Raw genomic sequence first — 12,302 nt, forward strand, 5'->3', positions numbered from 1 at the left:
CACGCCTACCGCTGGTCAGCCGCTGATCGGCCGCTCAGCCCAGGTACCGGACGAGCAGGTAGGCGGCCGCCGTCACGACCACGATCACCGCGACGACCGCCGCCCGGTACGCCCCTGTCGGGAGGGGACGGGGCGGCGGGGGCGGCGGGGTGGCCTGGCGCGGCGAGTGGGCGCCGCCGGCGGGGTTGCCGCTGAGCAGGGGGACCGGCAGGGGCCCGACGATGGGCGCGACGGGCGGCTGCCAGTCCGTCCCGTCGCCGGTGCCGGACGCCGCCCATGGCTGGAGTTGTCCGGTGGCCAGACGGCGCCAGCGGCTGCCGGAGGAGTCGGTGAACTCGACGGAGCTGAGCAGCGGCGAGGGCGGTGAACCGGTGGCGGAGGTCATGGGGAGGTCGACGGTGAGCCGACCGCCGGCCGGAAGGATCTCGCGGCCGTCGAGGCGTACGCCGTCGTAGTGGACGGCGACCTGGACGAGCGGCTGGTTGCTGGTGTTGACCGCTTCGAGGTGCCACCGCGCGTAGCCGTCCGCGAGCACCGAGGGGCTGCTGCCCATGGTGACGTGCAGCATCGACGACTGGATCAGCTTCTCCCGCTGGTCCGCCTCGCGTTCCCGGTCCTCGATGCGGCGCTCCCGCTCGGCCAGCCGGGCGGCCTGGCGGACGTTGTGACGGTGCCCGGCGATACTCACGACGAGCGCCGAAGCCCCCACCACGGCCCCGAGGACCGCGATCACCACCTCGATCATCCCCGTACTCTGACCTGCCGACGGCCGCCCGGTCCAGCCTGTGCCGCGACGCCGGGCACGGCGCTCCGCGGGAGCGCGCGCAGGGGTGTCCCGCCCGTGCGCCGCCCGACCCGTAAGGTGGCAGGCGTGTCGTACGTAGGCCCGGACTTCGATCCGCCCCAGCCCCGCCGTTCCGTCCTCCGCCGGCCGCTGACCGTGGCGGTGGCCGCGGTCGTGGTGGGGGCGGTGGCCGGGTGGGGGGTGTGGCAGGTCGCCGGGGATTCCGGGGGCGGGAACGGCGGGTCGGACAGCGCGCGGGTGCCGGGGACACGGTCGGCGACCACGCCCCCGGCGAGCGGGGAGCCCAGCGCGTCCACCGACGCCCCCGACGGCGAAGGCGGCGACGACAAGAAGGCGAGCCCCTCGGATTCCGCCTCCGCGCCCGCCGCCACCGGGCCGCTGAAGGGCAAGGTCGTCGTCATCGACCCGGGCCACAACCCCGGCAACTTCCAGCACACCACCGAGATCAACCGCAAGGTGAACATCGGGACGCACGCGAAGGAGTGCGACACGACGGGGACGACCACCAACGACGGTTACCTGGAAGCCGAGTTCACGCTGGACGTCTCCCGCCGACTGCGGACGCTTCTCCAACAGGAGGGCGCCACGGTGAAGTTCACGCAGGACGACGACCGGGCCTGGGGCCCTTGCATCGACGAGCGGGCGCGGATCGGCAACGAGGCGGAGGCGGACGCGGTGGTGTCGATCCACGCGGACGGCTCCGGGTCCGGCAACCGCGGCTTCCACGTCATCCTGCCGGGCTCGGTGAACGAGGGCGCCGCGGACACCCGGCCCATCGTCGCCCCCTCCCGCGATCTAGGCGAGCGCATCGCCGGCTACTTCGTCCGCGCCACCGGCAGCGCCCCCTCCAACTACGTCGGCGACGGCACCGGCCTCGTCACCCGCACCGACCTCGGCGGCCTCAACCTCTCCACCGTCCCGAAGGTGTTCATCGAGTGCGGCAACATGCGCGACAGCAAGGACGCGTCCCTGCTCACCAGCGGCGCCTGGCGTCAGAAGGCGGCCCGCGGAATCTCGGACGGCATCACGAGCTTCCTGAAAAACTGAACAACTTTCCCTTTCGGAGAAACACAGGGGACTTCGAGGGTGCGGCCCTTCGGACTCCGGGCGCAAAGCCGAAGTACCACGGAATGACGTGCGCGCGGTCTCAATCTGTCAACGGTTCCCTCCGAGTTCGTCGGGTGCGCGGGGATACGCGATATCCATGACGGGGCGCCGCTGACCAGCGGTGCCTGGGCGAACAGGAAGCGCGCAGGGGAACCTCTGAGGGAATCGTGAGTTTTCTGCGCGGGTAGGGGGCGAGTCGTGATCATCGCGGTGAACCCGGCGGACACCCACGTCGGTCGGACGATAAGGTCGTCCCTACGATGAGGGGCCACCCCCGCGCTTCCCACCACGGCCTGACGGCGACATGGTGACGGCGACGCCTCCACCGATGACGAGACGACTGACGAAGGACCTGAAGTGAATATCCGCTCCCTCACCAGAGGCGACGGCGTCGTGATCGGAGCAGCGGTATTGCTGTTCATCGCGTCGTTCCTCGACACGTTCGACGGCTCCGGCGACGACATCCCCAATGCCTGGGACAACCTCGGCTTGGTGATGAGCATGTACGTCGGCGGCATCATCGGGGCGGTGCTGATCGTCATCGCCCGTGCGCTGCCGCAGCCGCCCAAGGTCGTCGGTCTCGACCTGGGCCAGCTCGGGGTGGCTCTGACGATCTTCGCCGCGTGGACCTCGTTCTGGTCGATCATCGACCCGCTGGGCGCGATGGAGGAGTTCTTCGGCGGCCTCGGGGGCTCCGAGCCGGAGTCCGGCGCCGGTCTCATCCTCGGTCTCATCGCCGCCCTGCTCCTGGCCGCCGCCGCCATCGCCACCCCCCTCGTCCCCGCTCTCAAGGCCGCTCTCGTCGGGGCTCCGCGGCCGGCCGCGCCGCAGCCGTACGGGGGTCAGCCGCCCGGTGGTTACGGGTACCCGGGCGCCGGTGCGCCGGGGCCGTTCGGGGCGGGGCAGCCGGGGCCCGGGCAGCCGGGACAGCCGGGACAGCCGGGGCCGGGGGCGCCGTTCGGTGGTGCTCCGCAGCAGCAGGCCGCGGCGCCGCAGCCGCCGGCCGGTGACTTCTCGCCGTTCTGGTTCGCGGTGCCGGTGGCCCGTCCGCTGTTCGCGGAGGACGGTTCGCAGTCGGCGATCGCCGAACTGGCGCCGGGCACCTGGTACCTGGCGGTCGAGCAGCGCGGCGCCAACCTCGTCGCCCAGACGCAGGACGGCCGTCGCGGTGTCCTCCAGGACACCAGCGGCATCCAGCGCGGCTGAGCCACCCCTCGCCACACAGTCGTACAGCCGTAGTACAGCGGCCCCTCGCCCTTCCGGGCGGGGGGCCGTTGTCGTACAGTCGCCTCCCTCCCATGCAGCTGACGATCCGTCAGGAGGCAGGCGTATGCGGCTCGGTCTGGCACTCGGTTACTGGGGACGCGGTCCCTCGGCGGACCATGTCCCGCTCGCCCAGGAGGCGGAGCGGCTCGGGTACGACTCGGTGTGGACGGCCGAGTCCTGGGGCTCGGACGCCTTCACCCCGCTCACCTGGATCGCGGCGCGGACGTCGAGGATCAAGCTGGGTACGGCGGTCGCGCAGATGGCGGCCAGGTCGCCCACCACCACGGCGATGCACGCACTGACCCTGGACCACCTCTCCGGCGGTCGGGCCCTGCTCGGGCTCGGGCTCTCCGGGCCGCAGGTCGTCGAGGGCTGGTACGGGCGGCCGTTCCCGAAATCGCCGCTGACCGCGACGAGGGAGTACGTCGACGTCGTACGCCAAGTACTCAGGCGGGAAGGCCCTGTTGAGCTCGACGGGCGTTTTCACCCCCTCCCCTACGACGGCCCGGACGGGAGCGGCATCGGCAAGGCACTCAAGCCCATCACCCACCCGCTGCGGGCCGATCTCCCCGTCCTGCTCGGCGCGGAGGGGCCGAAGAACATCGCACAGACGACCCGGATCGCGGACGGCTGGCTGCCGCTGTACTGGTCGCCGTCGCGGACCGAGGTCTACGAGGCCTCGCTGACCGACGTGCCCGAGGGCTTCCTCATCGCGCCCATGGCACGGGCGCGGGTGTGTGACGACGTCGCCGAGGGGCTGTTGCCCGTGAAGGCAATGCTCGGCTTCTACATCGGCGGGATGGGGCACGCCCGGCGCAACTTCCACGCCGAGCTCATGGCCCGCATGGGGTACGAGGAGGAGGCCCGCCGCATCCAGCGGCTCTTCCTGGACGGGCGGCGCGAGGAGGCCGTACTCGCCGTGCCGGACGCCTTCGCGGACGAGATCTCGCTGGTCGGGCCGCGTGAACGGATCGCGGAGCGGCTGGAGGCATGGCGGAAGGGGCCGGTGACGGACCTGCTGGTGCTGGCCCCCGATCCACACACGCTGCGGGTGCTGGCGGAGCTCAACTCCTAGGTGGAGCTGAGGCGTCGAGGGGGCTCGTGGAGGCGGGCCAGGTTTCGTCGGGGGCCGACGGGCAACCCGTCAGGCATGTCTCGATATAGCGGTTCCAATCAGGCGGGCCGGGTCATAGCGATCGTCGCCGATGTCATGGCGTTCATCCTGGGCCTGTGGATCCTGATGTACCTGCTGGGTGCGAACGGCGCGAACGACTTCGTGCAGTTCGTCCATGACGCGGCCCGCTGGCTCGCCGGCTGGTCGCACGACCTGTTCACGTTCGACGAGCAGTGGGCTCGGGTCGTGGCCGGTTATGGCCTGGCGGCCGTCGTGTACCTGCTGGTGGGCCACGCCATCGCGAACCGGATGCACCGCCACTGAGCGGGTGCGGCTCCGGTGGAGGCTGGTCGCGCAGTTCCCCGCGCCCCTGAAAAGCAGGGGCTGCGCCCCGTGCTTTTCAGGCCCGCAGGGCCTGCTCTTTTAGGGGCGCGGGGAACTGCGCGAGAAGCCCCACCGGCCCGGCAGCCGACAACGGACCCCCCGGCTCAACGGCGCTCAACAGCACTCCGCGTCCAGCCCGAGCGGCAGGCGCTCCCCGCCGAAGACCGCGCACGTGGCCTCGTCGCCGCCCAGCGCGGCCACGGCCAGCAGGAGCGAACCCGCCGTCCAGGAGGTCAGTTCCTCGGGCCAGACGGCCCGGTCCTCGAAGACGTAACCCGTCCAGTACAGGCCGGAGTCGGGGTCACGGAGGTGCTGGATGGACTGGAGTATCTCCAGCGCCCGGTCGGACTCGCCCATCACCCAGAGCGCCAGGGCGAGTTCGGCCGACTCGCCGCCGGTCACCCACGGGTTGGGGACGACGCAGCGGACACCGAAGCCAGGGACGACGAAACGGTCCCAGCCCTCCTCCACCCGGGACTTGGCCTCGGCGCCGGTGAGCGCGCCGCCGAGCACCGGGTAGTACCAGTCCATCGAGTAGCGGTCCTTGTCGAGGAACCGCTCGGGGTGCCGCCGTATCGCGTGCCGGAGCGCGCCCACCGCCAACTCCCAGTCGGGCTGCGGCTCCTCCCGCTGCTCGGCGATGGCGAGGGCGCAGCGCAGCGCGTGGTGGATGGACGAACTGCCCGTCAGCAGGGCGTCGTTCACCGGTGTGCCGTCGTCCTCGCGCTTCCAGCCGATCTGGCCGCCGGGCTGCTGGAGCCGCAGGACGCATTCGATCGCCGCGTAGACGGCGGGCCACATGCGGTCGAGGAAGGTGTCGTCGCCGGTGGCCAGGTAGTGGTGCCAGACGCCGACGGCGATGTAGGCGACGAAGTTGGTCTCGCGGCCCCGGTCGGTGACGTCGTCGGCGTCCCCGTCGGCGTACGCGGCGTACCAGGAACCGTCCTCGTTCTGGTGTCGGCGCAGCCACTCGTAGGCGCGCTCGGCGGCGTCGTGCTCACCGGCCGCGTCCAGGGCCATGGCCGCCTCGGTGTGGTCCCACGGGTCGAGGTGGTGTCCGCGGAACCACGGGATGGCACCGTCCGCGCGCTGCACCGCGAGGATGCCGTGCACGGTGGCGGCGGCCTCCTCGGCGGTGAGGACCCCGGGCAGGACCAGGTGTTCTGTCCGGGGGGTCGTCACTTGGCGTCCGCCCCGGCCTCGGTCCCGGCTTCCCCGGCGATCCGGGGAAGGTGCGGCTTGGTCGCGTACGCCACGAAGCTCTTGCCGATCAGCGGGTTCAGCGCCTCCTCGGCGACCCGCGTGGCCAGGGGCTTCTTCATGATGTCCCAGACCAGCAGCTTGTGGTACGCCCGCACGGGCAGCGCCTTGTCGTTGTCGACGCCGAACGCGCACTTCAGCCACCAGTAGGGCGAGTGCAGGGCGTGGGCGTGGTGGGTGCCGTACGGCTCGAGGCCCGCCTCGCGGATCTTGGCCAGCAGTTCGTCCGCCTTGTAGATGCGGATGTGGCCGCCCTCGACCTCGTGGTATGCGTCCGAGAGCGCCCAGCAGACCTTCTCGGGGCCGTAGCGCGGCACGGTGACGGCTATCCGGCCGCCGGGCTTGAGCACCCGGACCATCTCGGCGAGGACGCCCTTGTCGTCGGGGATGTGCTCCATCACCTCGGAGATGATGACGACGTCGAAGGACTCGTCGGGGAAGGGCAGCGCGAGGGCGTCGCCCTCCATCGCGGTGGCGGTGGCGCCCTCGGGGGCCTCGCCGGCCTCCTTCATCGCCGCGAACCACTTGGCGACCTCGCGGATCTCCTCGGCGTTCTGGTCGAGGGCCACGACCTGGGCGCCGCGCCGGTAGCACTCGAAGGCGTGCCGGCCCGCTCCACAGCCGAGATCCAGGACCCGGTCCCCCGGGGCGAGCGGGAACCTGGAGAAATCGACGGTCAGCACGTGGCCCTGCTTTCGCGGTCGGCGCTTTCGCGGTTTGCTTCGACTACTTCATCGACGGCTCGGTCGGCCTGGTCGGCTTCGGGGGCTCGGTCCGCCTCGGCGGCTCGGTCGGCTTCGGCGGTCGTGCGGGCGATCGCCTCGCGGTAGTGGGCGACCGTGCCCTCGGCCGCCTTGGCCCAGGTGAACCGGCGCAGTACGCGCTCGCGCCCCGCACGGCCGAGCCGCTGCCGGAGGCCGGGGTCGCCGAGCAGCCGGCCGAGCGCGGCGGCCAGGGCGCCCGGATCGCCCGGGGGCACCGCGAGGCAGGTCTCGCCGTCGGGTCCGGCGACCTCCGGTATGGCTCCGCCGGTGGTGGCGACCAGCGGCGTGCCGGTGGCCATGGCCTCGGCGGCGGGCAGCGAGAACCCCTCGTACAGCGAGGGCACACAGGCGACCTCGGCCGAGCGGACCAGGTCGACGAGTTCGGCGTCGGAGATGCCCTTGACGAACTCGACGGCGCCTTCGAGGCCGTACCGCTCGATCGTCTGGGCGACCGGGCCCTCGGTGGGCCGCTTGCCGACGACGACGAGATGGGCGGTGGTGTGCTCGGCGCGCACCTTGGCGAGCGCCTCCACGAGGAAGACGAGTCCCTTGAGCGGCACGTCCGCGCTGGAGGTGGTGACGATCCGGCCGGGCACCTGCGGCACCGCCGGATTCGGCGAGAAGAGGTCGGTGTCGGCGCCGATGTGCACGACGTGCATCCGGTCGTCGCGCACGCCGAGGTGGTCGACGATCTCCTGGCGGGAGGTGCCGGAGACGGTGAGCACGGACGGCAGGCGGCGCGCGACCCGCTTCTGCATGCGGGTGAAGGCGTACCAGCGGCGTACGGACATCCGGCGCTGCCAGCCCTCGGCCGCGTCCAGCTCCAACTGCCGGTCCACGGTGATGGGGTGATGGATGGTGGTGACGAGCGGCGCGCCCACGTCCCCCAACAGCCCGTACCCCAGGGTCTGGTTGTCGTGGACGACATCGAACTCGCCGCGCCGGGCGCGCAGATGGCGGCGGGCGCGGAGCGAGAACGTCAGCGGCTCGGGGAAACCACCGGTCCACATCGTCGCCACTTCGAGGGCGTCGATCCAGTCGCGGTACTCGTCCCGCTTCGGGGTGCGGAAGGGGTCGGGCTGGCGGTAGAGGTCGAGGCTGGGCAGCTCCGTGAGGGAGATCCCGCCCGGCCCGTCAACCGGGACGGCGTCCTCGTCGAGCACGGGATAGGGCTGGGAGCCGATCACCTCGACCCGGTGGCCGAGACGGGCCAGCTCGCGCGAGAGGTGCCGTACGTAGACGCCCTGGCCCCCGCAGAACGGGTTCCCTTTATAGGTGAGGAGCGCGATATCGAGCGGTCGCCCGCCGTCGGCGGCAAGGTCACGTCGGGACCCCGCCCGACTGGCCTCAGCGGTCACTCCTGGCCCCCTTCTCACTGCGATTTCCCGTGAGATTACGACGAGACGGTAATCTAGAACAAGTTTCAGAGTTGATCGTTCACGAGGCTCCGAATCTACCGGCTGGTAGAACCGCTGTGAGAGATGGATCAGGTGATTCACGCCACGGCACACACCCTGGCATGCTCTTTGATCGCATATCCTCACCGACCGTCACGACTGCCACGGGAACGAGACCCATGCCTGCGGAAGCCAAGGTGGAGACCAAGCTGGAGGCCAAGGTGGAGGTCAAGGTGGAGGCCAAGCAGGGCGCCGGCACCGCGCGAACCGACTCGCCGCCCCTCACGGAGCGCCAGGAGGCCCGTCGGCGCCGCATCCTGCACGCGAGCGCCCAGTTGGCCAGCCGGGGCGGTTTCGACGCCGTGCAGATGCGTGAGGTCGCGGAGTCCTCCCAGGTCGCCCTCGGAACCCTCTACCGCTACTTCCCCTCCAAGATCCATCTGCTGGTCGCCACCATGCAGGACCAGCTGGAGCACATGCACGGCACGCTCCGCAAGAAGCCCCCGAGCGGCGAGACGGCCGCCGAGCGCGTCGCCGAGACCCTGATGCGCGCGTTCCGGGCCCTGCAGCGCGAGCCCCACCTCGCGGACGCCATGGTGCGCGCGCTCACCTTCGCCGACCGCAGCGTCAGCCCCGAGGTCGACCAGGTCTCCCACCAGACCACCGCGATCATCCTCGACGCGATGGGGCTGGACGACCCGACCGCCGAGCAGCTCTCCGCCGTCCGCGTCATCGAGCACACCTGGCACTCGGCCCTCATCACCTGGCTCTCCGGTCGCGCCTCCATCGCCCAGGTGAAGATCGACATCGAGACGGTGTGCCGCCTGATCGACCTGACGGCCCCGGAACGGCGGGCTCGGACGTAGGAGGCGTAGGAGGCCGCAGGGGGACGCAGGAAGACGCAGGAAGCGGGCGCTCCTGGAAACGGGCGCACGAAAAGACCTACGAGACGGGTTCCCTGCGCCGGTATTACCCGGATCAGGTGCTGAAGGTCGCCTTCCGGCCCTGTCCTGCAGCCTTCCGGCCTCTCAGCCCGACCGTCGACGTCGGCATCGGCGGATCTGCTACCTCGCGCCCATGTCGGCTACTCCGGTCGGCTCCCTCACTCGTCTCGTAGGCTGATTTCTACGATAGAACGCCCATATGAGAACACAACCCCCTAAAGGGATTTTTTACCCTTCAGGCCAAGATTTCTGACGCCGCGCGGCCGGGGCGCAGGACCGACGTCCCTACTCCTCCGGTGGGAACACCGGCTCTCCACTGTCGAGGAGGGTGATGGTGATCGCCTCCACCGGGCAGCCCTCCGCCGCCTTCAGGACGCGTTCGTGGGCGTCGGTGTCCGGTTCGACGGGGTGGGACTGCATCGCGGAGTCGAGGCGGAAGGCGTCCGGGGCGAGGTGGACGCACTGGGCGGAGCCGATGCAGAGGGCGCGGTCGACCTCCACGTGCCAGCGGTCGCCCATCACCCGACCCCCTTGCCCGCGGTGACACCGGCGGGCGGCTCGTAGCCGGCGGGCAGGTGGATCATCTTGTGCTCCAGGTACTCGCCATAGCCCTCGGGGCCGAACTCGCGCCCCAGCCCGGAGTTCTTGTAGCCACCGAAGGGGCCGAGCATGTCGAGGCTGAAGGTGTTGACCGAGTAGGTGCCGGTACGGACCCGGCGGGCGACGTCGATGCCGCGCTCGTCGTCGGCGGTCCAGACGCTGCCGCTGAGGCCGTAGTCGGAGTCGTTGGCGATACGGACGGCCTCGGCCTCGTCGCCGTAGGGCAGGAGGCAGATGACCGGGCCGAAGATCTCCTCGCGGGCGATGCGCATGGAGTTGTCGACGTCGCCGAAGAGGGTCGGCTCGACGTACCAGCCGCGCTCCAGGTGTGCCGGACGGCCGCCGCCGGTGAGGATCTTGGCGCCCTCCTCCTGGCCGATGCGGATGTAGTCGAGGCTGCGGCGCTGCTGGCGGGCGGCGACCAGCGGGCCGAGTTCGGTGGCCGGGTCCAGGGGGTCGCCGACCTTCAGCGCGGAGGCGTAGGCCGCGAAGGCCTCGGCGAACTCGTCGTAGCGGGTGCGCGGGACGAGGATGCGAGTCTGGGCCACGCACGCCTGGCCGTTGATCATCCAGGCGAAGGGGGCGATGCCGTTCACGGCGGTCTGCGCGTCGGCGTCGGGGAGGATCACGGCCGCCGACTTGCCGCCCAACTCCAGGGTGACGCGGGTGAGGTTGCGGGCGGCGACCTCCATGACGCGCTTGCCTGCGGCGACCGAGCCGGTGAAGGAGACCTTGTCGACGCCCGGGTGCCCGACCAGGTACTCGCTGACCTCACGGTCGGCGGGAAGGATCGAGAGGACGCCCTCGGGCAGGCCGGCCTCGGCGGCTATCTCCGCCAACAGATAGGCGTCCAGGGGGGTTTCGGGCGACACCTTCAGGATCGCCGGGCAGCCGGCGAGGAGGGCGGGGGCGAGTTTGGCGGCGGCGGTGAACTGCGGCACGTTCCAGGGGACGACCGCCGCGACCACCCCGACCGGCTCGCGCCGGACGAGGATCCGGCCGAGCACGCCGTCGCGGCGCTCCTCGTAGGTGAAGTCGCGGGCGGTGGTGATCGCCGCGTCCCAGGCCATCATCGACGCGAGGGCCTGCACCATCACGCTGGAGGTGAACGGGGTGCCGTTCTCGGCGCTGATGATCCGGGCGAACTCCTCGTGGCGTACGGCGAAGGCGTCCTTGATCCGGGTGACGACCTCGATCCGTTCGTCGAGGGTCGTGCGGGGCCAGGGGCCGTGGTCGAAGGCATGGCGTGCGGCGGCCACGGCCCGGTCGACGTCCGCGCGCGACGCGTGCGGGACGCGGCCGATGACCTCCTCCGAGTGCGGCGAGACCACCTCGATGACGTCCGCGCCCAGGGGGTCGGTCAACTCCCCGCCGATGAACAGCTGTCCGTGTTCCACGAGTTCGGTCATGGCCGTTGCCTCCCGGAGCCACTTCTCTGACATACCGTCAGTTTCGAATAGGGAACTGATACCAGTTCCAGGGGAAGGAGTCCATGTCGTGCGCCACCCGGCGGAGACTCCTGCGTCTTCCCGCACCCATCCCTGGTGGAACTCGTTCTAGTTATAGTGACTTCATGACACAGGTGACCGATCACGGCGGAGGCGTACGGTCCATCGAGGTCCCCATCCCGGACAACCCGCTCGGCCACACCCTCGTGTACGTCGTCGACGCCGACCGCGGGCCTGTCCTCGTCGACACCGGCTGGGACGACCCGGCGTCCTGGGACACGCTCGCCGCGGGCCTGAGCGCGTGCGGCACGTCGGTCGCGGAGATCCACGGGGTCGTGATCACCCACCACCATCCCGACCACCACGGCCTGTCGGGGGCCGTGCGCGAGGCGTCCGGGGCATGGATCGCGATGCACGCGGCGGACACGGCGATCGTGCGGCGCACGCGCGGGACCGGGCCGGACCGCTGGTACTCCTACATGACGGACAAGCTCACGGCGGCGGGAGCACCCGAGGAACACCTCGCGCCGCTACGGCCCCCGCGCCGCCCGCGCGCCGCCCTGCACGGGTTCTCCCCCGCGCTCCCCGACCGCGAGATCGTGCCCGGTGAACTCCTCGACCTCCCCGGCCGCCGCGTCCGCGCGATCTGGACGCCGGGCCACACGCCGGGGCATGTCTGCCTCCATCTGGAGGAGGCGCACCCGGGCCAACTCCCGGGTCATGGACGGCTGTTCTCCGGCGACCATCTCCTCCCCGAGATCAGCCCGCACATCGGCCTCTACGAGGACCCGGACGACGACACGGTCACCGACCCCCTGGGCGACTACCTCGACTCACTCGAGCGTGTCGGCCGTCTCGGCGCCGCCGAGATCCTTCCCGCCCATCAGTACGCGTTCACCGATACGGCCGCGCGCGTACGGGAGTTGCTGGCCCACCACGAGTCACGCTTCACCGATCTACTCACCCTCCTCGCCTCCCCGCTCACCCCCTGGCAGCTCGCCGAACGCATGGAGTGGAACCGTCCCTGGCCCCAGATCCCCTTCACCTCTCGCAACATCGCGGTCTCGGAGGCGGAGGCGCACGTGCGACGCCTGGTGAAGCTGGGCAGGGCCGAGGTGGTGCCGGGGAGCGATCCGGTGCGGTATGTGGCGGTGTGAGGGGGGTGGGGGTACGGGGCGGTTGTCGGCCGCGGGTTCGGTGGGGCTTCTCGCGC

The 12,302-nt window shown here is 71.0% G+C and carries 12 protein-coding genes; 6 read left to right on the plus strand and 6 right to left on the minus strand.

From position 1 onward, the window contains the following. Window positions 1-34: 34 nt before the first annotated feature. A complete protein-coding gene (locus PUR53_RS46365) occupies window positions 35-745 on the minus strand; it encodes a hypothetical protein (RefSeq protein WP_329901497.1) in 711 nt (236 codons plus the stop codon). Window positions 746-871: 126 nt separating this feature from the next. Here PUR53_RS46365 and PUR53_RS46370 point away from each other — a divergent pair, with 126 nt between their 5' ends. The 4 genes from PUR53_RS46370 (at window position 872) to PUR53_RS46390 (ending at window position 4,616) form a co-directional block, all read left to right on the plus strand. Continuing rightward, window positions 872-1,852: an N-acetylmuramoyl-L-alanine amidase gene (locus PUR53_RS46370; protein ID WP_329901498.1), complete on the plus strand. Its 981-nt coding sequence runs from the start codon at window positions 872-874 to the stop codon at window positions 1,850-1,852. A gap of 417 nt (window positions 1,853-2,269) precedes the next feature. Then, complete coding sequence (locus tag PUR53_RS46380; RefSeq protein WP_329901499.1) at window positions 2,270-3,118, plus strand: hypothetical protein; 849 nt, start codon at window positions 2,270-2,272, stop codon at window positions 3,116-3,118. Window positions 3,119-3,242: 124 nt separating this feature from the next. Then, window positions 3,243-4,253, plus strand: a complete 1,011-nt coding sequence (locus tag PUR53_RS46385) for an LLM class F420-dependent oxidoreductase (protein ID WP_329912487.1) — start codon at window positions 3,243-3,245, stop codon at window positions 4,251-4,253. 75 nt (window positions 4,254-4,328) lie between these two features. After that, entirely contained in the window at window positions 4,329-4,616 is a 288-nt protein-coding gene (locus PUR53_RS46390) for a hypothetical protein (protein WP_239753847.1), read from the plus strand. Between the two features lie 174 nt (window positions 4,617-4,790). Here the strand turns inward: PUR53_RS46390 and PUR53_RS46395 are convergent, their stop codons facing one another. The 3 genes from PUR53_RS46395 to PUR53_RS46405 are packed head-to-tail and all read right to left on the minus strand — an operon-like array spanning window position 4,791 to window position 8,058. After that, window positions 4,791-5,858, minus strand: coding sequence for a prenyltransferase (locus PUR53_RS46395; RefSeq protein WP_329901501.1), 1,068 nt, complete (start codon window positions 5,856-5,858; stop codon window positions 4,791-4,793). Then, window positions 5,855-6,619 carry a class I SAM-dependent methyltransferase gene (locus tag PUR53_RS46400; protein ID WP_329912488.1) on the minus strand — a complete coding sequence of 255 codons (765 nt, stop codon included), beginning with the start codon at window positions 6,617-6,619 and terminating at the stop codon, window positions 5,855-5,857. Before PUR53_RS46400 ends, PUR53_RS46395 begins: the two co-directional genes overlap by 4 nt. Beyond that, on the minus strand, window positions 6,613-8,058 hold the full coding sequence (locus PUR53_RS46405; protein WP_329912489.1) for a glycosyltransferase family 4 protein: 1,446 nt from the start codon (window positions 8,056-8,058) through the stop codon (window positions 6,613-6,615). The genes PUR53_RS46400 and PUR53_RS46405 overlap by 7 nt, the downstream gene beginning before the upstream one ends. Before the next feature lie 218 nt (window positions 8,059-8,276). Between PUR53_RS46405 and PUR53_RS46410 the strand changes: the two genes are divergently transcribed. Further along, entirely contained in the window at window positions 8,277-8,963 is a 687-nt protein-coding gene (locus tag PUR53_RS46410) for a TetR family transcriptional regulator (protein ID WP_329901504.1), read from the plus strand. Window positions 8,964-9,326: 363 nt separating this feature from the next. Here the strand turns inward: PUR53_RS46410 and PUR53_RS46415 are convergent, their stop codons facing one another. Both PUR53_RS46415 and PUR53_RS46420 read right to left on the minus strand, forming a co-directional pair. Further along, on the minus strand, window positions 9,327-9,560 hold the full coding sequence (locus tag PUR53_RS46415) for a ferredoxin (RefSeq protein ID WP_239753855.1): 234 nt from the start codon (window positions 9,558-9,560) through the stop codon (window positions 9,327-9,329). Beyond that, window positions 9,560-11,050: an aldehyde dehydrogenase gene (locus tag PUR53_RS46420; protein WP_329901505.1), complete on the minus strand. Its 1,491-nt coding sequence runs from the start codon at window positions 11,048-11,050 to the stop codon at window positions 9,560-9,562. The genes PUR53_RS46415 and PUR53_RS46420 overlap by 1 nt, the downstream gene beginning before the upstream one ends. 164 nt (window positions 11,051-11,214) lie before the next feature. Between PUR53_RS46420 and PUR53_RS46425 the strand changes: the two genes are divergently transcribed. After that, window positions 11,215-12,246 carry an MBL fold metallo-hydrolase gene (locus PUR53_RS46425; RefSeq protein ID WP_329912490.1) on the plus strand — a complete coding sequence of 344 codons (1,032 nt, stop codon included), beginning with the start codon at window positions 11,215-11,217 and terminating at the stop codon, window positions 12,244-12,246. The last annotated feature ends 56 nt before the right edge of the window (window positions 12,247-12,302 follow it).

It is taken from the genome of Streptomyces sp. SP18BB07, from assembly GCF_036322545.1.
Classification (GTDB): Bacteria; Actinomycetota; Actinomycetes; order Streptomycetales; family Streptomycetaceae; genus Streptomyces; species Streptomyces deccanensis.

Bases quoted from the DNA above. Each gene is read 5' to 3' on its own strand.
- PUR53_RS46385 (WP_329912487.1), top strand. From the start codon at position 3,243: ATGCGGCTCGGTCTGGCACTCGGTTACTGGGGACGCGGTCCCTCGGCG.
- PUR53_RS46425 (WP_329912490.1), top strand. From the start codon at position 11,215: ATGACACAGGTGACCGATCACGGCGGAGGCGTACGGTCCATCGAGGTC.
- PUR53_RS46365 (WP_329901497.1), bottom strand. From the start codon at position 745: ATGATCGAGGTGGTGATCGCGGTCCTCGGGGCCGTGGTGGGGGCTTCG.
- PUR53_RS46390 (WP_239753847.1), top strand. From the start codon at position 4,329: ATGTCTCGATATAGCGGTTCCAATCAGGCGGGCCGGGTCATAGCGATC.
- PUR53_RS46415 (WP_239753855.1), bottom strand. From the start codon at position 9,560: ATGGGCGACCGCTGGCACGTGGAGGTCGACCGCGCCCTCTGCATCGGC.
- PUR53_RS46410 (WP_329901504.1), top strand. From the start codon at position 8,277: ATGCCTGCGGAAGCCAAGGTGGAGACCAAGCTGGAGGCCAAGGTGGAG.
- PUR53_RS46420 (WP_329901505.1), bottom strand. From the start codon at position 11,050: ATGACCGAACTCGTGGAACACGGACAGCTGTTCATCGGCGGGGAGTTG.